19 protein-coding genes are annotated in these 20,391 nt (G+C 71.9%); 13 read left to right on the plus strand and 6 right to left on the minus strand.

Features of this window, described 5'->3' with window-relative positions; translation table 11 throughout:
* The first annotated feature begins 33 nt into the window (after nucleotides 1-33).
* The 4 genes from ACGF3A_RS09415 to ACGF3A_RS09430 all read left to right on the plus strand — a co-directional run bounded on the left by ACGF3A_RS09415 (nucleotide 34) and on the right by ACGF3A_RS09430 (nucleotide 3,991).
* Nucleotides 34-1,179 (plus strand): methyltransferase, encoded by a 1,146-nt coding sequence (locus tag ACGF3A_RS09415; RefSeq protein ID WP_393727574.1) that lies wholly within the window; start codon nucleotides 34-36, stop codon nucleotides 1,177-1,179.
* Nucleotides 1,180-1,453: 274 nt separating this feature from the next.
* Nucleotides 1,454-2,227, plus strand: a complete 774-nt coding sequence (locus ACGF3A_RS09420) for a 4'-phosphopantetheinyl transferase family protein (RefSeq protein ID WP_393727576.1) — start codon at nucleotides 1,454-1,456, stop codon at nucleotides 2,225-2,227.
* Between the two features lie 28 nt (nucleotides 2,228-2,255).
* Nucleotides 2,256-3,800, plus strand: coding sequence for an acyl-CoA carboxylase subunit beta (locus ACGF3A_RS09425; RefSeq protein WP_393727577.1), 1,545 nt, complete (start codon nucleotides 2,256-2,258; stop codon nucleotides 3,798-3,800).
* Nucleotides 3,800-3,991 carry an acyl-CoA carboxylase subunit epsilon gene (locus tag ACGF3A_RS09430; protein ID WP_393727579.1) on the plus strand — a complete coding sequence of 64 codons (192 nt, stop codon included), beginning with the start codon at nucleotides 3,800-3,802 and terminating at the stop codon, nucleotides 3,989-3,991. Before ACGF3A_RS09425 ends, ACGF3A_RS09430 begins: the two co-directional genes overlap by 1 nt.
* Before the next feature lie 26 nt (nucleotides 3,992-4,017).
* Here ACGF3A_RS09430 and ACGF3A_RS09435 read toward each other — a convergent pair whose 3' ends face one another.
* The gene (locus tag ACGF3A_RS09435; RefSeq protein ID WP_393727580.1) at nucleotides 4,018-5,991 is read right to left on the minus strand and encodes a serine hydrolase domain-containing protein; all 1,974 of its coding nucleotides are present in this window, start codon (nucleotides 5,989-5,991) and stop codon (nucleotides 4,018-4,020) included.
* 205 nt (nucleotides 5,992-6,196) lie between these two features.
* Here ACGF3A_RS09435 and ACGF3A_RS09440 point away from each other — a divergent pair, with 205 nt between their 5' ends.
* Genes ACGF3A_RS09440 through ACGF3A_RS09450 form a run of 3 tightly spaced genes read left to right on the plus strand, consistent with a single transcriptional unit; the run spans nucleotide 6,197 to nucleotide 9,328 of the window.
* Nucleotides 6,197-7,507: a sensor histidine kinase gene (locus ACGF3A_RS09440; protein WP_393727582.1), complete on the plus strand. Its 1,311-nt coding sequence runs from the start codon at nucleotides 6,197-6,199 to the stop codon at nucleotides 7,505-7,507.
* Complete coding sequence (locus tag ACGF3A_RS09445; RefSeq protein WP_393727584.1) at nucleotides 7,471-8,148, plus strand: LuxR C-terminal-related transcriptional regulator; 678 nt, start codon at nucleotides 7,471-7,473, stop codon at nucleotides 8,146-8,148. Before ACGF3A_RS09440 ends, ACGF3A_RS09445 begins: the two co-directional genes overlap by 37 nt.
* A 4-nt stretch (nucleotides 8,149-8,152) precedes the next feature.
* Nucleotides 8,153-9,328 carry a pyridoxal phosphate-dependent aminotransferase gene (locus ACGF3A_RS09450; RefSeq protein ID WP_393727586.1) on the plus strand — a complete coding sequence of 392 codons (1,176 nt, stop codon included), beginning with the start codon at nucleotides 8,153-8,155 and terminating at the stop codon, nucleotides 9,326-9,328.
* 1 nt (nucleotide 9,329) lies between these two features.
* Here ACGF3A_RS09450 and ACGF3A_RS09455 read toward each other — a convergent pair whose 3' ends face one another.
* On the minus strand, nucleotides 9,330-9,941 hold the full coding sequence (locus ACGF3A_RS09455; RefSeq protein WP_393727587.1) for a TetR/AcrR family transcriptional regulator: 612 nt from the start codon (nucleotides 9,939-9,941) through the stop codon (nucleotides 9,330-9,332).
* A gap of 97 nt (nucleotides 9,942-10,038) precedes the next feature.
* Between ACGF3A_RS09455 and ACGF3A_RS09460 the strand changes: the two genes are divergently transcribed.
* The 4 genes from ACGF3A_RS09460 (at nucleotide 10,039) to ACGF3A_RS09475 (ending at nucleotide 13,278) form a co-directional block, all read left to right on the plus strand.
* Nucleotides 10,039-10,788 carry an SDR family NAD(P)-dependent oxidoreductase gene (locus ACGF3A_RS09460; RefSeq protein ID WP_393727589.1) on the plus strand — a complete coding sequence of 250 codons (750 nt, stop codon included), beginning with the start codon at nucleotides 10,039-10,041 and terminating at the stop codon, nucleotides 10,786-10,788.
* A 122-nt stretch (nucleotides 10,789-10,910) separates the two neighbouring features.
* A complete protein-coding gene (locus tag ACGF3A_RS09465) occupies nucleotides 10,911-11,273 on the plus strand; it encodes a hypothetical protein (RefSeq protein ID WP_393727591.1) in 363 nt (120 codons plus the stop codon).
* Between the two features lie 228 nt (nucleotides 11,274-11,501).
* The gene (locus ACGF3A_RS09470; RefSeq protein ID WP_393727592.1) at nucleotides 11,502-12,791 is read left to right on the plus strand and encodes a hypothetical protein; all 1,290 of its coding nucleotides are present in this window, start codon (nucleotides 11,502-11,504) and stop codon (nucleotides 12,789-12,791) included.
* Between the two features lie 106 nt (nucleotides 12,792-12,897).
* Nucleotides 12,898-13,278, plus strand: coding sequence for an SH3 domain-containing protein (locus ACGF3A_RS09475; protein WP_393727594.1), 381 nt, complete (start codon nucleotides 12,898-12,900; stop codon nucleotides 13,276-13,278).
* Nucleotides 13,279-13,377: 99 nt separating this feature from the next.
* On the opposite strand, the gene ACGF3A_RS09480 is transcribed toward ACGF3A_RS09475, so the two are convergent.
* Nucleotides 13,378-13,932 carry a YbjN domain-containing protein gene (locus ACGF3A_RS09480; RefSeq protein ID WP_393727595.1) on the minus strand — a complete coding sequence of 185 codons (555 nt, stop codon included), beginning with the start codon at nucleotides 13,930-13,932 and terminating at the stop codon, nucleotides 13,378-13,380.
* Between the two features lie 161 nt (nucleotides 13,933-14,093).
* Between ACGF3A_RS09480 and ACGF3A_RS09485 the strand changes: the two genes are divergently transcribed.
* Nucleotides 14,094-14,402, plus strand: a complete 309-nt coding sequence (locus ACGF3A_RS09485; protein WP_393727597.1) for a hypothetical protein — start codon at nucleotides 14,094-14,096, stop codon at nucleotides 14,400-14,402.
* Between the two features lie 419 nt (nucleotides 14,403-14,821).
* Here ACGF3A_RS09485 and clpB read toward each other — a convergent pair whose 3' ends face one another.
* Nucleotides 14,822-17,422 (minus strand): ATP-dependent chaperone ClpB, encoded by a 2,601-nt coding sequence (clpB, locus tag ACGF3A_RS09490; protein ID WP_393727599.1) that lies wholly within the window; start codon nucleotides 17,420-17,422, stop codon nucleotides 14,822-14,824.
* A gap of 249 nt (nucleotides 17,423-17,671) precedes the next feature.
* Between clpB and ACGF3A_RS09495 the strand changes: the two genes are divergently transcribed.
* Entirely contained in the window at nucleotides 17,672-18,565 is an 894-nt protein-coding gene (locus ACGF3A_RS09495) for a D-alanyl-D-alanine carboxypeptidase family protein (RefSeq protein WP_393727601.1), read from the plus strand.
* A gap of 108 nt (nucleotides 18,566-18,673) precedes the next feature.
* On the opposite strand, the gene ACGF3A_RS09500 is transcribed toward ACGF3A_RS09495, so the two are convergent.
* On the minus strand, nucleotides 18,674-19,102 hold the full coding sequence (locus tag ACGF3A_RS09500) for a heat shock protein transcriptional repressor HspR (protein ID WP_393727603.1): 429 nt from the start codon (nucleotides 19,100-19,102) through the stop codon (nucleotides 18,674-18,676).
* Between the two features lie 31 nt (nucleotides 19,103-19,133).
* Nucleotides 19,134-20,339: a molecular chaperone DnaJ gene (dnaJ, locus tag ACGF3A_RS09505; protein ID WP_393727605.1), complete on the minus strand. Its 1,206-nt coding sequence runs from the start codon at nucleotides 20,337-20,339 to the stop codon at nucleotides 19,134-19,136.
* Between the last annotated feature and the right edge of the window lie 52 nt (nucleotides 20,340-20,391).

The raw sequence follows: 20,391 nt of genomic DNA on the forward strand, positions 1-20,391 counted from the left end.
TTCCTTCCCCTTCCGACGTCCGAGGAGACCACCATGACCGTCACCACCGTCAACACCGTCGCCACGACCGCCCCTGTCGCCACCGTTCCCTCCGCGAACCTCACCCCGCTCGTCGACACGAGCCGGTTTCCGGACGGAGCCCCTGGCGAAGTGCGCGCCGCACACCGGCTGTACGAACACCTCATCGGCATGTGGGCGCCGGGCGTCATCGAGGCGGCCCAGGACCTGGGCGCGTTCGCGGCGCTCACCGAGGGCCCCGCCACCGCGGCCGGCCTCGCCGAGACGCTGAGCACCGACCTGCGCGCCACCCGCGTGCTGCTGGACGGGCTCGCCGCGTACGACATCGTGGAGCGCACCCGGGGCACCGACGGCCAGGCCGTCTACACGCTCCCCACCGAGCTGCACGGCGTCTTCGCCCCCGACGGGCTCTTCAGCCTCGCCGGGAAGATCGGCCACGACCGCAACGTCGCCTGGCACGCCTGGCGCCACCTCGCCGGGAACGTCCGCGACGGCGCCCGCTCCTCCGAGGGCGAGCAGCGGCTCAACCAGATATCCGAGGAGGACTACACCTCGCTGGTCCGCGGCATCAACTTCTGGGCACCGCCCATCGTCCGCTCCCTCGCCGACGCGCTGCGCGAGCAGGGCTGGACCTCGGGCGCGGGCCGGAGCCTGCTCGACGTCGGCTGCGGCACCGGCATCTACAGCCACCTGCTGCTGAACGAGTTCCCCGAGCTGGAGGCCGAGGGGCTGGACGCCGAGCGGATCATCCCCCTCGCCGACCGGCAGGCCGCCGACCTCGGCGTCGCGGGCCGCTTCCACGGGCGTACCGGCGACTTCTGGAACGACGACTGGGGCACGGGCAGCGACCTGGCGCTCTTCGTCAACATCTTCCACCTCCAGACGCCGGAGTCCGCGCGGGACCTGATGCTCAAGGCCTCCAAGGCGCTCTCCGACGACGGGGTGATCGCCATCGCCGACCACATCGTCGACGAGGAGACCGGCGAGGGCACCACCCAGAACCGCTTCTTCCGGCTCTTCGCCGCCTCGATGCTCGCCACCGGCGGCGGCGACGCCTTCTCGGTCCAGGACTACGACCAGTGGCTCTCCGACGCGGGCCTGCGCCGCGTAGCCCTCCTGGACACCCCGATGCACCGCGTCCTGCTGGCCCAGCACGCGTGACGCCCGCGGCGCGCGACCGTCGCCCTCGGTGCGGGTCACCGGCGCCGCACACCGGAGACCGCACCGACGGCCGGACACCGCGCAGCGGGTCCGACGCCACGACACCCGGAGCACCGCGACAGCACGGCAACGACACCCGGCGACAGCCGGACGCCGCCCCCGGCGGCCCCGGCACCCACGACGCAGGCACGCGCCACCGCCACCGGCACCGGCACCCGCCGGGCACGGCGTTCGGCTTCGTCGGGCACCGCGACACCTCACGGAGGAGGTACCCATGGACCACCCGATACCCCGGCTCCCCGCCGGAGGAGCGCAGGTCTGGTGGGCCACCCCGACCCACGGGACGGACGAACGCACCGATCTGCGTGCCCTCCTGGACTCCAGGGAGCACACCCGCTGGCAGCGGCTCCGCCTTCCGGCGAGCCGTGCCCTCTATCTCACCGCGCACGCCCTGGCCCGTGTGGTCCTCGGCGCGCACGTCGGACAGGCGCCGCATCTGCTGGAGTTCAGCGCCGTGTGCGCGCACTGCGGCGGCCCGCACGGCAAGCCCCAGGTCCTCGCCACCGGCGACTGGCAGCTCTCCCTCTCGCACTCGGGACAGCGCGTCGCCGTGGCGGTGGCCAGGGGCGCCCCGCTCGGCGTGGACGTCGAGCAGGTGACGGGGCGGCCGGACGACCTCGTCGAGACGGTCCTCACCGGGGCCGAGCGCGAGGCCCTCGACCGGTGCCCGCCCGGCGACCGCGCCGCCGGCTTCATCCGCTACTGGACGAGGAAGGAGTCCGCGCTCAAGGCGACCGGGGACGGCGTGATGATCGAGCCCGTCCAGCTCTCGGTCAGTCCGCCGGACGCGGAAGCGGAGCTGCTCGCGTGGCGGGCCCGCCCCCGGCCGCTCGTCCTGCCCCACCTCACCGACCTCGACCCGGGGCCCGGCTACCGCGCCTGCCTCGCCGTGCTCGGCCCGCCCCCGCACGTGACCGAGCACGACGCCTCACCCCTGCTGCTGCCGTCCCCCGCACCCGTGGGGGCCGGGGCGGGGGCCGGGGTCTGACACCGAAGGCCACCGAAGGGAGAGAACCGTGCTGCGGACAGCCGCCCAGGAACTGGGCCGCCTGCGTGACGAGATACGCGAGGGCCCGGGCCCCGCCACCGAGGCCCAGCACGCGAAGGGCAAGCTCACGGCGCGCGAGCGCGTCGAACTGCTCTTCGACGAGGGCACCTTCACCGAGATCGAGACCCTGCGCCGGCACCGCGCCACCGGCTTCGGCCTGGAGAACAAGCGCCCGCACACCGACGGCGTGATCACCGGCTGGGGCGAGGTCCACGGCCGTACGGTCTTCGTCTACGCGCACGACTTCCGGCACTTCGGCGGCGCGCTCGGCGAGGCCCACGCCGAGAAGATCCACAAGGTCATGGGCCTCGCCGAACAGGCGGGCGCGCCCCTCGTCTCGCTTAACGACGGCGCGGGCGCCCGTATCCAGGAGGGCGTCACGGCGCTCGCCGGGTACGGCGGCATCTTCCGCCGCAACACCCGCGCCTCCGGCGTGATCCCGCAGATCTCCGTGATGCTGGGCCCGTGCGCGGGCGGCGCCGCGTACTCCCCGGCGCTCACGGACTTCGTCTTCATGGTCCGCGGGACCTCGCAGATGTTCATCACCGGGCCCGACGTCGTCCGCGCCGTCACCGGCGAGGAGATCACTCAGGACGGCCTCGGCGGCGCCCAGGCCCACGCGACGGTCTCGGGGGTCGCCGCGTTCGCCCACGACGACGAGGAGTCCTGCCTCGCCGACGTGCGCCACCTCCTCTCCCTGCTCCCGCAGAACAACCGCGAACTCCCGCCCGCCGAGCACTGCGCCGACCCCGTGGACCGCCGCAACGACGCGTTGCTCGACCTGGTGCCCGCCGAGCCCACGCGCTCGTACGACGTGCGGGACGTGATCGAGGAGATCGTGGACGACGGCGACCACTTCGAGGTCCACGAGGGCTGGGCCACCAACGTCGTCTGCTCGCTCGCCCGGCTCGGCGGCCAGGTCGTCGGCATCGTCGCCAACCAGCCCTCGTCCATGGCCGGCGTCCTCGACATCGGCGCCAGCGAGAAGGCCGCCGCCTTCGTGCAGACCTGCGACTCCTTCAACATCCCGCTCGTCACCCTGGTCGACGTCCCCGGCTTCCTGCCGGGCGTCGGCCAGGAGCACGGCGGGATCATCCGGCACGGCGCGAAGCTGCTCTACGCCTACTGCAACGCGACGGTGCCCCGGGTCTCCGTCGTGCTGCGCAAGGCGTACGGCGGTGCGTACATCGTCATGGACTCCCAGTCCATCGGGGCCGACCTGACCTTCGCCTGGCCCACCAACGAGATCGCGGTGATGGGCGCCGAGGGCGCCGCGAACGTCATCTTCCGCCGCGAGATCGCCGCGTCCGACGACCCGGAGACGCTCCGGGCCCAGCGCATCAAGGAGTACAAGGCCGAACTCATGCACCCCTACTACGCCGCCGAGCGGGGCCTGGTGGACGACGTGATCGACCCCGCCGACACCCGCCGCGTCCTCATCGGCGCCCTGAAGACCCTCCGCGCCAAGCACGCCGACCTCCCGTCCCGCAAGCACGGAAACGCGCCCGTGTGATGGCCACGCCGACGATCCGCGTCGTCCGCGGAAACCCCGACACGGAAGAGCTCGTCGCCCTGACGACGGTCCTCCACGCCCTGTCGCGCTCCGGCGCCGAACTCCCGGCCGTACGCCAGGAGTTCGCCGCCTGGGCCCGAGCCAGGCTGACGGACCACCGCCCGGCGACGTCCTGGCGGGCAGAGGGGTGAACGCCCCTGCGCCGTGGGCGCTCCCCTCACCACGCCAAGTGGTACGAGGCGGCGACCCCGAGGACCAGGGCCGAGGCCAGAGCGACGGCGGCGTAATGGATGCGGGCCGCAACGCCCCACCACCCGCGCCACCAGCTCAGCACGGCGCACACCACCACGCACCCCGCAACCCCCATAGCGATCCGCAAAAGCAAGGGCACCGCGCCCATCAGCGCGGAGTCGCCGAGGAAGACGGCCTCGTTCATCACGTTCGGGTCGGAGACCAGCTTCATGAAGCAGACGACGGCGGCGCCGACGAGGCCCAGCACGCACCACACCAGTCCCCGCGCCACGCGCGCCCCCGGCGGCGGCGCGGGGAGCCCGCGCACGGTGCGCACCAGCGCCGCCACGCCCCAGCCCAGTGCCGAGAGCACGAGCGCCGCCAGGCTCCCGAGCAGCACGCCCCGGTGGAGGGACGGGGCCTCGTACCAGGGCGCGCGCTCGTAGGCGACGCTCGGGTCCGTGGAGACGGTGAGCCGTCCGTCGCGGAACCCGAGCAGGTCCTGCCCGTCGCCGCCCTTCTCGCGGAACTCCCCGTCGCCGACGGGCACCCAGTGCCGGGTCGTCACGTCGGGGTCGCGACTCAGCGGGCCCTCGGTGGTCAGCGTGCCGTCGTCCCCGGCGCTGACGATGACCGCGCCGGTGAGGTCGGCGGCGCGCGTCAGGTCGGAACGGCTGGTGCGCGTGGAGCGGTACTCGCCCTCGTACACCCCGGAGTCGTCCCCGTCGTCCCCGTCGGCGCTCTTCGCGGCGACGGGGCGCGGCTTCCCGTACAGGTGGTCGGCGACCCGTTCCGCGACCTCCTGGCCCGCGAGGGACGCGCGGCCGTCCTCGCCGTCGCCGTTGTAGGCGACGTAGACGCCGGTCGCGCGGTCCGGGAGCAGCGCCATGTTGTCGTGGAAGCCGGGGACGTCGCCGTCCTTGACGAGCATGCGGTGGCCGTCCCGGCGGCGCTCCTCCAGGATGTAGCCCATGCCGGGCAGCCGCCCGTCGTTGGCGAACTGCCGCTTCTGCATGGCGCGGTACGACTTCTCGCTCAGCGCGCCCTTCCGGTCGAGCTGGGCGCGCATCAGCCGTCCCATGTCGGCCGCCGTGGTGACAGCCCCGGCGCCGGTCGGGGACCAGGCGCCGTACTGCCCGCGCGCCGTGGCCTGCCCGTCGCCGTCGCCCTCGCCGTCGCCCGAGGGCCGGTGGCCGCGCGCGACGTCACCCGCGAGACGGCCGGGCAGCGGCTGCGCGAAGCTCGTGGAGCGCATGCCGAGCGGGCGCAGCACGTTCCGCTCGACGTAGCGCGCGAACGGCTCCCCGGAGACCTCCTCGACCAGGTGCCCGGCGAGCGCGACGCCGTAGTTGTCGTAGCTGGCGACCCGGCCCGGCGGGCGCACGCGGCGGGGCTGGTGCGCGGCGAGGCTCTTCCCCAGCTCGCCGGTGTCCGCCACGGGCCGCGCGTCGGCCCGTCCCACGATCGCGTTGTCGAACCCGGCGGTGTGCGTGAGGAGGTGACGTGCCGTCACCGGGTGGCCGGGGTAGGTGTTCTCGACCTCGACGTCGTCCAGGTAGCGGTTCACGTCGGCACGCAGGTCGAGCTTCCCGCTCTCGGCGAGCTTGAGCACCGCCATGGCCGTGAAGACCTTGGCGTCGGATCCCATGAAGAAGCCCGTGCGCTCCGGGCTCACGCGTTTTCCGCCGTCGGCGTCCTCGACCCCGTACCCCTTGGCGTACACCTGCCTGCCGTCCCTGACGACGACCACGGCGGCGCCCGGGATGCGGTACGCGTCGAGCTGCCGCCGCACCGTCCTGTCGAGGGTGTCGCCCAACGAGGGCTTCCGCGCGGCCCCTTCGCGCCCGGCCGCGTGCGCCGCCCCCGGCATCGCCGTACCCAGCAGCACGGCCACCAGGCCCAGCAGGCCGAGCACGCCCGACAGCCGTACCCATAACCGCTTCCGCACGTTCGCGTCCATCCCTCGCCCCTCCCACGAGAACGGAACTCCCATGCCCCATATTCAACGCTCCGCGTCAGCGCCCTCACATACGGTGGTGTGGTCTCCCGAGGGGTACCTGGCTACACCCCCGCAGACGCCACGGAGGTCCAGTGACCCGCCGTGCCCGCCCGAACAGACTGAGGAGTACGGAGCGGCACCGGGCCGCGAGAGGGAGGGGACCGCGATGAGCAGCACCGCGATCAGGGGAACGGGACACCAGAGGCAGCACCACGGCTTCGTCGCCCGGCATGTGCGCGCCGCCTTCCAGGGCCTCGCCCTGGCGGGCCTCGCCGTCCTCAACATCCTCGCCTTCAGCGCCGTCCTCGTCGCCGTCGCGCTGCTCGGCATCGGCGTCGGCGTCTTCCTGGTGCCCCCGGCCTGCCGGGCCCTGCAGCGCTCGGCCGATCTCACCCGGCGCGTCTCGGGGCGCTGGTCGGGCGTGGAGATCGAGGAGCCGTACATCCCGCGCGCCGCGCCCGAGGCCGGGATCAAGGGCTGGGCGCAGCGCACCCAGTGGGCGCTCAGCGACCAGGGCACCTGGCGCGACATGGCGTGGGCGCTGGTGAGCTGCCTCGCCGGGCTGGTGCTGGCGCTGGTGCCGCTGGCGGTCGCCGCGTACGGGCTGATGGGGCTGCTGATGCCGCTCCTCTGGGAGCCGATCAGCGACGCGGGCGGCAACAACTGGTACATCAACGTCCAGGTGACCGACAGCGGTTCGGCGCTGACCGCCGCCGCGCTCGGCGTCCCCGTCCTGCTCGCGGGCCTCGCCGCCGCGCCGCACGTCACGCGGCTGCACGCCCGCCTCGCCGGCAGGCTGCTCGCGCCGACCGAGATGGCGCGTCAGGTCCGGCACCTGACCCGGACGCGTACGGACGCGGTGGAGACCTCCGCCGCCGAACTGCGCCGCATCGAGCGGGACCTGCACGACGGCGCGCAGGCGCGGCTCGTGGCGATGGGCATGAACCTGGGCGTCGCCGAGCGGCTGCTCTCCAAGGACCCGGAGGCCGCCCGCGCGATCCTCGCCGACACCCGTGACGCCTCGGCCAGCGCGCTGAACGAGCTGCGCGACCTGGTGCGCGGCATCCACCCGCCGGTCCTCGCCGACCGCGGCCTGGCCGACGCGGTGCGCGCCCTGGGCATGGACAGCCCCCTGCACGTCGAGGTCAACACCGAGCTGGACAGCCGCTTCGAGGCGCCCGTCGAGTCCGCGATGTACTTCGCGGTCTCCGAGGCGCTGACCAACGCCGCGAAGCACGGCGGCGCCCAGCGGATCACCGTCGAGCTGTGGCACACCGACGGGCGGCTCCGCGCCCAGGTCACCGACGACGGGCACGGCGGCGCCGACCCCGCGGGCGGCACCGGCCTGCGCGGCATGGAGCGCCGCCTGGCCACCTTCGACGGAATCCTGGCCGTCAACAGCCCCGTGGGCGGCCCGACGACCCTGACCATGGAGCTGCCGTGCGCGTCGTCCTCGCCGAAGACCTCTTCCTGCTGAGAGACGGTCTCATCCGCCTGCTGAAGGCGTACGACTTCGAGATCGTCGCCGCCGTCGACAACGGCCCCGAGCTGCACCGGGCGCTCGTCACCGAGCGCCCGGACGTGGCCGTCGTCGACGTCCGGCTCCCCCCGACGTTCACCGACGAGGGCCTCCAGGCCGCGCTGAACGCCCGCCGCCAGGTCCCGGGCCTGCCCGTGCTGGTGCTCTCGCAGTACGTCGAGCAGCTCTACGCCAAGGAGCTGCTGGCCGACGGCAGCGGGGGCATCGGCTACCTGCTGAAGGACCGGGTCTTCGACCCCGACGAGTTCGTGGACGCCGTACGCCGCGTCGCCGCGGGCGGCACCGCCATGGACCCCCAGGTGATCGCCCGCCTGATGGCCAGCTCCGCGCAGCCGGGCGCCCAGGGCGCGGCGCCGCTCGGCCAGCTGACCGCGCGGGAGCGGGAGGTGCTGGACGTGATGGCGGAGGGCCGCTCCAACGCGGCCATCGCCGAACGCCTGGTGATCACCGAACGCGCGGTCATCAAGCACACCTCGAACATCTTCACCAAGCTGGACCTCCCGCCCTCGGACGACGACAACCGCCGCGTGCTCGCGGTCCTGGCCTATGTGAAGGACGCCGCCCAGGCGGCAGGATGAGCCCATGGGACGACCTCCACTGAACAGCCGGCTCGCCGAGTTCGGCACCACGATCTTCGCCGAGATGTCCGCGCTCGCCGTCCGCACCGGCTCGATCAACCTCGGCCAGGGCTTTCCCGACGTCGACGGTCCCGAGTCCGTGCGGGAGGCGGCGGTCCGCGCCCTGCGCGACGGGCGCGGCAACCAGTACCCGCCGGGCCCCGGCGTCCCCGAGCTCCGGGAGGCGATCGCGGCCCACCAGTCCCGCTTCTACGGCGGACTGGGTCTGGCGTACGACCCGGACACGGAGGTCCTGGTCACGGCGGGCGCGACCGAGGCCATCGCCGCCTCGCTCCTCGGCCTGGTCGAGCCGGGCGACGAGGTGATCGCGCTGGAGCCGTACTACGACTCGTACGCGGCCAGCATCGCGCTCGCGGGCGGCACCCGCGTCCCGGTCACGCTCCGCCCGCGCGAGGGCGCGTACCACCTGGACATGGACGAGCTGCGCGACGCCGTCACCGACCGCACCCGCCTCATCCTCCTCAACACCCCGCACAACCCCACGGGCACCGTCCTCACCCGCGACGAGCTCGCCGCGATCGCCGAACTCTGCGTGGAGCGCGACCTGCTGGCGGTCACGGACGAGGTCTACGAGCACCTGGTCTACGACGGCGAGCACGTCCCGCTGGCCTCCTTCGAGGGCATGCGCGAGCGTACGGTCACGATCTCCTCGGCGGGCAAGACCTTCTCGTTCACGGGCTGGAAGGTCGGCTGGGCGACGGCCCCGCCGGAGCTGCTCGCGGCGGTCCGCGCGGCGAAGCAGTACCTCACCTACGTCTCCTCCGGCCCCTTCCAGTACGCCGTCGCCGAGGCGCTGGCCCTCCCCGACACGTACTTCACCGGCCTGCGGGACGACCTCCGCACCAAGCGGGACCTCCTCTCGGCGGGCCTGCGCGACGCGGGCTTCGAGGTCTACCGCCCCTCGGGCACGTACTTCGTCACCACCGACATCCGCCCCCTCGGCGCCACCGACGGCATCGACTTCTGCCTCTCCCTCCCCGAACGCTGCGGCGTCGTCGCCGTCCCCACCCAGGTCTTCTACGACCACCAGTCCGAGGCCGCCCACCTGGTCCGCTTCGCGTTCTGCAAGAAGGAAGAGGTCCTGACGGAGGCGGTGACACGCCTCAAGAGGCTCACCTGACTCACGCCGTGAGCGGCCAGTCGCGCAGGGCCGCGTCGGCCATCTCCTGGAGCGCGTCCCGGGGGACGCCGCTCGCGGCCTGCACGGCGATGCCGAAGATCATGGTGGTGACGTAGCGGGCCAGGAGGTCCGGGTCCGCTTCCTCGGGCAGGTCGCCCTCCTCGACCGCGCGCCGGAACCGGTCGCGCACGCGGGAGCAGCCGTCGTTGCGCCAGTCCGCGAGGAGGTCGCGGACCCCGCGCCCGGGGTCGCTCGTGGCGAGGGCGCCCTGCACGCCCAGGCAGCCCCGGGGGCAGGAGGGGCGGGTGGAGGAGCGGATGGACCCCGTGAGGAGCGCGGCGGCGACCTCGCGGGCGGTCGGCTCCTCCAAGGCCCGCTCGACGTAGCCGCCGGGGCCCTCCGTGTAGCGCTCCAAGGCCTTGCGGAAGAGCTCCTCCTTGCTGCCGAAGGCCGCGTACATGCTCGTGGTGGAGATCCCCATCGCCCCGGTCAGCAGGGACAGGCTCGCGCCCTCGTAACCGTGCTCCCAGAAGACGAGCATGGCCTTCTCAAGCGCCTGTTCGGCGTCGAATCCCCGGGGACGGCCGAGGGAGCCGCTCTTCTTCGTTGCCACCCCCGCACCCTACCTTTTCCGTATCGACCGATGCAGAAGTGCTACGTTCGACTTCTGCATCGACCGATGCAGAAGTCGAACGGGAGAGGTGTGTCCCATGGGACTGCTTGAGGGAAAGACCGCGCTCGTCACCGGCGGCGCCGGCGGTATCGGCCTGGCGAGCGCGACGCGGCTGGCGGAGGAGGGCGCGCACGTCTTCATCACGGGGCGGCGCAAGGACGAACTCGAAGCGGCGGCCGGGAAGATCGGCCCGGCGGCCACCCCGGTCGTCGGCGACATCGCGGACCCGGCCGACCTGGACCGCCTCTACGCGACGGTCAGCAGCCGGGGAGCGGGCCTGGACGTGCTCTTCGCGAACGCCTCCGTCGCCGAGTTCATGCCGCTGGCGGAGATCACCGAGGAGCACTTCGACACCCTCTTCGGCATCAACGCCCGGGGCACGCTCTTCACCGTCCAGAAGGCGCTCCCCCTGCTCAACGAGGGCGCCTCGGTGATCCTCAACGGCTCCACCAACGTGGACGCCGGCGCGGAGGCCTTCGGCGTGTACGCGGCGACCAAGGCCGCCACCCGCTCCTTCGCCCGGACCTGGGCCAACGAGCTGAAGGGCCGCGGCATCCGCGTCAACACCGTCACGCCCGGCCCGACCGACACCCCCGGCCTCGCGGGCCTCGACCCGGCGCCGGACAAGGCCACCGGCTTCCGCGGGCACCTGGCGACGCAGGTCCCGCTGGGCCGCCTCGGCCGCCCGGAGGAGGTCGCCGCCGCCGTGGCCTTCCTCGCCTCCGACCAGAGCAGCTTCACCACCGGCGCGAGCCTCTACGTCGACGGCGGCATGAACCAGATCTGAGCCCGGGACGGGGCTCACGGCGGGACGGGGCTCGCTCCGCGGCGGGCGGGATGGCAAGATCACGGCGCGCTCCTGACATGGCGCGCTCAATCACCCCCCTGTACGAGCAGAGAAGAGATCACGTGCTCAAGAACCGTCTCGCCGCCGTGGCGGCGACCGCCGCCCTCGTCACCGTCTCCCTGACGGTCGCGAGCCCCGCCGTGGCGGAGCCGGCGTCGCCCTCGGCCTCCGCCTCGACGACCGCGGGCTGCGGCAAGAGCTCCTTCCCGCTCAAGGCGAAGGAGAGCGTCAAGATCCGGAAGTCGGCCAGGATGTCGGCCACGGCGCTCGGCCTCCTCCCCAAGGGCAAGAAGGCGTGCTTCCTCAAGGCCGCCGAGGCCGGGAAGTCCGGGTCCTGCATCAAGGGCACCCACGACATCTGGAACAAGATCAGCTACCGCGGCATCAAGGGCTGGGTCCCCAGCCAGTGCGTCGACGTCGTCTGAGCGTTCCGTCACGCATAAGGGCCCCGGACCCCGGAGATCTCCGGGGCCCTTCAGGTTCGGCCAGTGAGCCCCCCGGAATCAGCCCCGTCGCACCCGTACCGTCCGCCTCCGCAACTGCCGCCCGCCCGGGCCTCGTCACTCGTACGAGTGCGGCGTCATGGACACGGAAAGGGCCGCTCCGGATCCGGTGACCACGGATCCGTCCAACGCAGGGGGGAGTTGTTCCACATGAACGACGGCAAGAACGACGGCAAGAACGACGGCAAGAACGCGGTCTCGCGCCGCTGGCTGCTGGGGGTCTCGGGCGCGGCGGTGCTGGCCGCCGCCGGATGCGGCACCGGCGGCGGGGACGGCGGCCCGAAGAAGGGCTCCGCGAAGAAGTCCGACGACCTCAAGGGGATGAGGGCGCGGCAGGACCGGCCCGGCGCCGAAGGCGGACCCGTCGGCGTCCTCGGCGCGAACTTCAACGAGGATCCGGCCGACATCGGCAAGGCGACCCTGGACGGCGCCGGAGCCACCTGGGTGCGCGGCTTCGTGCTGATGGAGGAGATCAAGAAGGGCACGGATCCGCTGGAGCAGGTGGCGATCAAGCGGCTGCTGAAGCTGCGCGCGCAGGGCTTCGGCACGATCCTGTCGCTCAAGTTCCAGTTCAACAAGGACGGCGTGACGGTGCCGTCGCCGACGGGGCCGCGCATGGAGGCCGAGCTGAAGGCCGTGGACAAGGTCCTGAAGGCCGTCCTCGACAAGATCGACATCGTGACCATCGGGAACGAGCCCCTCCTCGAAACGCACCAGGAGGAGCGGGCCACGCGGATGAACCCCTTCTACCAGAAGGTGGCCGCGCACACGATCGCCGCCCGGAAGGACCAGTTCCCGAAGGGCTGCCGTACGCAGCTCTACATGGGCGCCCTGAACGACCTCGACGACCCGGTGAACCGGACCGCCGCCGTCCGCGAGTGGATCGGCTTCGTCAACCGCACGCCCGAGCTGGAGGGCGTCGACATCCACCCGCACGTCGCGTCGGCCGAGGACGCCACGAAGGCCGTGAACTTCGTGCTCGGCGAGCTGAGCGAGAAGAAGAAGTTCCTGGTCACCGAGTTCTCACTGATCAAGCTCTACAAGCAGCAGATGGCCAGGCCCCTGCCCGCCAAGTTCGTCGCCCTCTACAAGGACGAGCTGCGCCTCACCCCGCAGACCGAGCTCTGGGAACTGCTCCGGTACGCCGAGGAGCACCGGCTCACCCAGAAGCAGTGGAACGACCTGCTGCGGTTGAGCCCCTGGTACGAGAGGAACAAGCACTTCATGCGGGACCAGGTACGGGCGTACCGGAAGACGGACCGCCTGGCCGTGGCCACCTACGGGGTGCAGCAGGCGCACGCCATGGTGGAGGACATCCGCGAGACCACCCCGCCCTGGCTGCTCAACTCGCTGTACCCGGTCTTCACCGTCCGCCACACCAAGGGTGAACTCCCGCGCAACTACACCGTCTTCGACGACTTCAAGGCGCTCCAGCGCTGACACCCCGGGGCGGGGCTCGCCCCGTGGTGCGTGAGATGGCAAGATCGCGGCGCGCGCCTGACATGGCTCGCTCAAAATACTCCGGTACGAGCAGAGAAGAGTCCACGTGCTCAAGAATCGCCTCGCCGCCCTCGCGGCGACCGCCGCCCTGGTCACCGTCTCGCTGACGGCGGCGGGCTCCGCCATGGCGGAGCCCGCGAAGGCCCCCGCGAAGGCCCCCACGACGGGCGTGGCGGGCGCGGGCTGCCCCGATCCCTCCTTCCCGCTGCAGGCGAAGGAGAGCGTCAAGATCCGGAAGACGGGCAAGATGTCGTCCACGGCGCTCGGGCTGCTCCCCAAGGGGAAGAAGGCGTGCTTCATCAAGGAGGCGAGCGGCGGTAAGACCGGGTCCTGCACCAAGGGCACCTACAAGATGTGGAACAAGATCAACTACCGCGGCGTCAAGGGCTGGGTCCCCAGCGAGTGCCTCAAGGTCCCCCGGCCCTGAGCCGCTGAGCCGCTGGGCGCCGAGCCGCTGAGCCGCGAAGGGCCCCCGGGACTCAGATGAGTCCCGGGGGCCCTTCTGCGCGGGCCGGAGCCGACGGAGTCAGCTCTCGTCGCCGCCGCTGTCGCCCTCGGAGGAGTCCACGTCCTTCTCCAGACCGAACTGCTCGACGAGCCACTTGTCGAACTCGATCGAGGCACGGACCCAGCTGACCGTCGAGGAGACGAAGTGCTCCAGCGCGACGCCGGTGCCGATCAGCATCTGGGCCTCGCCGATGAGACGGACGCTGCCGTCGTCGTGCGTGTGGCTGTAGACCTTCGGCCACAGCGTGCGACGGTTCCAGTCGTCGATCGCCTCCAGCAGCTTCGGCTTGTCCTCGATCGTGTGCGGACGGTCGTAGAACGTACGGACCGAGAAGACCTGCTGGCTCGCCTCCTCCTCGTTCTCCGGGCTCTGGGGCCGGAACATGAAGTAGGTCCGGAACTCCTCCCACGGCGCCGCGAGGTCTCCCTCGTCGTCGACGACGTACTTCAGCTCCATCTGGTCGAGGAGCTGCTTGACGAGGTCCTGGTCCGGAACGACGGGTCCGGCGGGACCGTTCTCCTCCGGCTCGGGCTGGCCCCCGAAATTCGGAATCGAGGACGGGTCGATGCTCACGTGGGTGTTCCCTTCATACGGATCCCGCCATCCTCCCGCACCGGGGGCCCGTGATGACAACCCCGGGGGCAACCCGTCGTACGCCCGGGGCGTCCGTGATCGAGAACCGGGTACGCGCGAGGGAACGGCGACGAGGGAACGGCCACGAGGGGCAGGAACAGATGAGCCAGCAGCGCATGATCTTCCAGATGACCGCGGCCGTCGCCCTCGGGGCCACGTCACTGGTCCTCTTCAGCACCTCGGTCCACTCCGTCTTCACCGGAAACGGCGGACTCAGCCTCGCCACAGGCCTCGCCCTGCTCTGCCTCATCCTCGCGTTCCACCTGACACGCAACGTCGCCCGAGGCAAGGGCTGGATCAAGGACACGGGCCGCGACAGCGACGGCGACGGCTGGGCCTCCAGCGGCGGAGGCGCCGGAATGAGCTGCGGCGGCGGGGGCGGCTGCGGCGGAGGCAGCGGCAGCGGCTGACCGCCCCGCAGGAGCCGGGCCCGCTGTGTCTGACCGCCCCGGACGGGCGGACGCGGACCCGGCAGCGGCGGACAGCCACTCGGCGGAAGCAAGCGTGGGCGTGGCAGCGGCAGACAACCGCCCCTCGCAGAAACGAGCGGGGGCGCGGACGAGCCAGCGGCAGCTGGCCACCCCGCGACAGCGTGCGCGGGTCCGGCAGCGGCAGAAGGCCGCCTCGCAAGAGCGGCAGCGGGCGCGCCGGCGGCGAACAACCGCCCCGCGAAAGCGAGCGCGGGCCTGGCAGCCGCAGGCAACCACACCGCAGAAGCGAGCGCGGGCCCGGCGGACGTCCGCCGGGCCCCCGGCACCGCAGGGCGCGGCCCTCAGGTGGTCGCGCCGGCGGACCGCTGCTCGTCGCGCGCCCCGCGCCCCGCGCGCGCTCAGCTCTGCTGGGGTGGCGTGCCGACCATCAGGCCTTCCCAGCCCTCGACGTGGTCCACGCGGACCGTGTCGCCGTCCTTGACCTCGCCCGCGAGGATCTCGCGGGCGAGCTGGTCGCCGATCGCGGTCTGGACGAGGCGGCGCAGGGGCCGCGCGCCGTACGCCGGGTCGTTGCCCTCCAGCGCGAGCCAGTCGAGGGCCGCGTCGGTGACCTCCAGGGTGAGGCGCCGCTCCGCCAGCCTGCGCTGGAGCGCGTCGATCTGGAGCTGGGCGATCCGCCGCAGCTCGTCGCCCGCCAGTGCGGAGAAGACGACCAGGTCGTCCAGCCGGTTCAGGAATTCCGGGCGGAACGCGGCCCGGACGGCGGCGAGGACCTGCTCCCGCTTCTCCGACTCCTTCTCCAGGGGATCCATCAGGTGCTGGGAGCCCAGGTTGGAGGTGAGGATCAGGATGGTGTTGCGGAAGTCGACCGTGCGGCCCTGGCCGTCGGTCAGACGGCCGTCGTCGAGGACCTGGAGCAGCACGTCGAACACGTCGTGGTGCGCCTTCTCGACCTCGTCCAGGAGGACGACGGTGTACGGGCGGCGCCGCACGGCCTCCGTGAGCTGGCCGCCCTCCTCGTACCCCACGTATCCGGGGGGCGCGCCCACCAGCCTGGCGACACTGTGCTTCTCGCCGTACTCACTCATGTCGATGCGGACCATCGCCCGCTCGTCGTCGAAGAGGAAGTCCGCGAGGGCCTTCGCCAGCTCCGTCTTGCCGACGCCCGTGGGGCCGAGGAAGAGGAAGGAGCCGGTGGGGCGGTTGGGGTCGGCGATCCCGGCCCGCGTGCGGCGCACCGCGTCGGAGACCGCGCGGACCGCCTCGCCCTGGCCGATGAGCCGCTTGCCCAGCTCGTCCTCCATGCGCAGCAGCTTCTGCGTCTCGCCCTCCAGCAGGCGCCCGGCCGGGATGCCGGTCCAGGAGGCGACGACGTCGGCGATGTCGTCCGTGCCGACCTCCTCCTTCACCATGGTGTCTTTACGGGCCTCCTCCTCGGCCTCGCTCGCCGCCGCCAGCTCCTGCTCCACGCCCGGGATCTCCCCGTACAGCAGCTTGGAGGCGGTGTCGAAGTCGCCGTCGCGCTGGGCGCGCTCGGCCTGGCCGCGCAGCTCGTCGAGCTTTCCCTTCAGCTCACCGACGCGGTTGAGCCCCTGCTTCTCCTTCTCCCAGCGGGCCGTGAGGCCCCGCAGCTCCTCCTCCTTGTCGGCCAGCTCGCGGCGCAGCCGCTCCAGGCGCTCGACGGAGGCGGGGTCGGTCTCCTTCTCCAGGGCCAGCTCCTCCATCTTGAGCCGGTCGACGGAGCGCTGGAGCTCGTCGATCTCGACGGGGGAGGAGTCGATCTCCATACGGAGCCGGGACGCGGCCTCGTCCACGAGGTCGATGGCCTTGTCGGGGAGGAAGCGGGAGGTGATGTACCGGTCGGAGAGGGCCGCGGCGGCGACCAGCGCGCCGTCGGCGATCTGGACCTTGTGATGCGCCTCGTACCGCCCCTTGAGGCCGCGGAGGATCGCGATCGAGTCCTCGACGGTGGGCTCGGCGACCAGCACCTGCTGGAAGCGGCGCTCCAGCGCGGGGTCCTTCTCGATCCGCTCGCGGTACTCGTCGAGCGTCGTCGCGCCGACCATACGGAGCTCGCCGCGGGCCAGCATCGGCTTCAGCATGTTCCCGGCGTCCATGGCCGAGTCCCCGCCCGCACCGGCACCCACCACCGTGTGCAGCTCGTCGATGAACGTGATGATCTGGCCGTCGCTGTCCTTGATCTCGGCCAGGACGGTCTTGAGCCGCTCCTCGAACTCGCCGCGGTACTTCGCCCCGGCGACCATCGCGCCCAGGTCGAGCGCCACGATCCGCTTGTCCCGGAGGGACTCGGGCACATCGCCCTTGATGACACGCTGGGCCAGGCCCTCCACGACCGCGGTCTTGCCGACGCCGGGCTCGCCGATGAGCACCGGGTTGTTCTTCGTACGCCGCGAGAGGACCTGGACCACGCGGCGGATCTCCTGGTCGCGGCCGATGACGGGGTCGAGCTTGCCGTCGCGCGCGGAGCGGGTGAGGTCGGTGCCGAACTTCTCCAGCGCCTTGTACGTCCCCTCCGGGTCCGCGTTGGTGACCCGCTTGCCGCCGCGCGCGGCCTGGAACGCCTCCAGCAGCTTCTTGTCGCCCGCGCCCTGCTCCGCGAGGAGCTTCCCGGCCGCGCCGCCCTTGGCGGCGATGCCGATGAGCAGGTGCTCCGTCGACACGTACTGATCGCCGAGCTCCTTGGCGCGCTGCGCCGCGTCGGCGATGACGGCGAGCAGCTCGCGGTCGGGCTGGGGCTGGGAGACGGTCGAGCCCTGCGCCGCGGGCAGCGAGCCGAGCAGCCGCTCGGTCCCGGCGCGCAGCACGGCCTGGTCGGCCTCGACGGCGGCGAGAAGGTCCTGAATGTTCTCGTTGTCCTCGCCGGTCAGGAGGGCGAGGAGCAGATGGGCCGGGGTGATGTCCGGGTGGCCGTCGGTCACCGCACGGCTGTTGGCCGCGCTGATGGCGTCCCGGCTTTTGTTGGTGAGCTCCGCGTCCATGTCCTGGCGTCTCCTCCTACGACTCGTCGCTTGCCTTCTCCAGTATGCAGCAAGTTGAGCCCAACTCGCTCAACTTTCCGTTCCGTACAACCGTCCGTGCCCCGGATTCGTTCCCGGCTCCCACGGCCGCTCTGGCAAAACCCTGGTGAAATGCGCGGCGGGGCCGCATCCTCCGGGCAGCATCGGAGGTCTGAACAGGGTGCGGCCAGCCACCGGAGCCGCTCTACAGGGGTATTTGGAGCAAAAATAGTGAATAACGGAATCAAAGTCCTCGCCCGGGTCTCCGCGGTGACCGTCACCGCGGGATCCGTCCTCGCGGTGGGGGCGCTCGCCACCCCGGCGCACGCCGCCGCGGCTCCCCGCAAGCCGTCGATCGCCGCCAAGGGCGGCTACGTGATGAACAACGGCTCCGGCGCCTCCCTGTTCACGAAGGCCGCCGACACCCGCAGGTCGACCGGGTCGACCACCAAGATCATGACGGCCCGCGTGGTCCTCGCCCAGCGGAACCTCAACCTGAACGCCAAGGTCAAGATCCAGAAGGCGTACAGCGACTACATCGTCAGGAACACCGCCTCCTCGGCCCGGCTGATCGTCGGTGACAAGGTCACCGTCCGCCAGCTCCTCTACGGCCTGATGCTCCCGTCCGGCTGCGACGCGGCCTACGCGCTGGCCGACAAGTTCGGCAGCGGCTCGACCCGGGCCAAGCGCGTGAAGTCCTTCATCGGCAAGATGAACGCCACCGCCCGCGGCCTGGGCCTGCGCAACACCCACTTCGACTCGTTCGACGGCATCGGCCGGGGCAACAACTACTCCACGCCGCGCGACCTGACGAAGATCGCCAGCAGCGCGATGCGCTACTCGACCTTCCGTACGGTCGTGAAGACCCGCTCCACCACGCAGCGGACCACCACGAGGAGCGGTGGTCACCGCACCATGAAGTGGACGAACACCAACAATCTGCTCGGCTCCTACTCCGGCGCCATCGGCGTCAAGACGGGCTCGGGCCCCGAGGCCAAGTACTGCCTGGTCTTCGCCGCCACCCGCGGCGGCAAGACGGTCATCGGCACGGTCCTCACCTCGACCTCGGTCGCCAAGCGCACGTCGGACGCGAAGAAGCTGATGAACTACGCGTTCAGCCGATGACACAGGGGGTGCCCCTTCAGGGGCGCGGGGAACTGCGCGACCGGCCACGGCGGCGCGGCACCCGGCAACGCACCGGACGGGGCACCCCAGTAGCCGCAAAAAGCGCAGCTAGCGGTCCCGCTTCGGTCGCCAGACCACGAGCGCACTGGACTGCCGCACATCCTCGTAAGGGACCAGGTCTCTGCGGTACGAGGCATGCACTTGGGCCTCACGCTGCTGCATGGCCGCGGCCGCACCCTCGACCGCGGCGGACAACTCCGCGGCCCGAGCCTGAAGCGCAGCGACCTGGTTCTCCAGCTCGATGATCCGCTTGATGCCCGCGAGGTTGATGCCCTCGTCCTGGCTGAGCCGCTGCACCTCGCGCAGCAGCTCGATGTCGCGGGCCGAGTAGCGCCGCCCGCGGCCCGCCGTGCGGTCGGGCGAGACGAGCCCGAGTCTGTCGTACTGCCGCAGGGTCTGCGGGTGCAGACCCGAGAGCTGAGCGGCGACCGAGATGACGTAGACCGGAGTTTCCTCGGTCAGCTCGTAAGCACCCATGCCCCGCCTGCGTCCGCCTCGGCCGTCCACTTCAGTCTCCCTTCGCGGCCTTGAAGAGCTTCGCGCGCGGGTCCTCGCCCGACGTCGCGTCGCGGTATGTCTCCAGTGAGTCCTTCGCCTTGTCGCTGAGATCCTTCGGCACGGTCACCTCGACCGTCACCAGCAGATCGCCCCGGGTGCCGTCCTTGCGCGTCGCGCCCTTGCCCCGGGCCCGCATCGTGCGCCCCGAGGGGGTGCCGGGCGGGAGCTTGAGCGTGACCGGCGGCCCGCCCAGCGTCGGGACCTTGACCTCGCCGCCGAGGGCCGCCTCCGGGAAGGTGACCGGCACGGTCACCGTGAGGTTGTCGCCCTTGCGGCCGAAGACCGGGTGCTTGTCGACATGGACCACCACGTACAGATCCCCGTTCGGTCCACCGCGCTCGCCCGGGGCACCCTTGCCGCGCAGCCGGATGCGCTGCCCGTCGCTGACGCCCGCCGGGATACGGACCTGCATCGTCCGCGAACTCGTCGCGCGCCCGGAGCCCTTGCAGGTCTCGCAGGCGTCCTGCGCGATGAGGCCGCGGCCCTTGCAGTCCACGCAGGGGTCGGTGAGCGAGAAGCCCCCGCCGCCCCCGCGCGAGACCTGGCCCGTGCCCACACAGGTCGGGCACACCCGCGGCGTGCCGTTCTTGTCGCCCGTGCCCGCGCACTCCTTGCACGCGGCGCTGGACGACATCCGCAGCGGGACCGTCGCCCCGTCCACGGCCTCCGTGAAGCTGAGCGTGACCTCGGACTCGATGTCCTGACCACGGCGCGGCTGGGTGCGCGTACCGGTGCCGCCCCTGTTGAAGAGGCCGCCGAAGACGTCGCCCAGGCCGCCGCCGAAGCCCCCGGCGCCGCCGGGTCCGCCCGCGCCGCCGCCCCCTCCGCCCTGGGTGCCCCCGAAGAGGTCGCTCAGGTCGAAGTTGAAGGAGCCGCCGCCGGGTCCGCCGGCGCCCCCGGGCGGCCGGAAGCCGCCGTTGCCGAAGAGGGCACGCGCTTCGTCGTACTCCTTGCGGCGCTTGGCGTCGCCGAGCACGTCGTACGCCTCGGAGGCGTCCTTGAAGCGCTCCTCGGCCTTGGGGTCACCGGCGTTGGCATCCGGATGGTTCTCGCGTGCGAGCTTGCGGTACGCCTTCTTGATCTCGGCCTCGGTGGCGTCCTTGGGGACGCCGAGAACCTTGTAGTAGTCCTTCTCGATGAAGTCCTTGGTACTCATCCCCGACGTCCCTCCTCCCGTGCCTGTGCGCTACCGCCCCCGTACGAGGCCG

Origin of the sequence: Streptomyces sp. NPDC048172 (assembly GCF_043202595.1) — a bacterium.
Classification (GTDB): domain Bacteria; phylum Actinomycetota; class Actinomycetes; order Streptomycetales; family Streptomycetaceae; genus Streptomyces.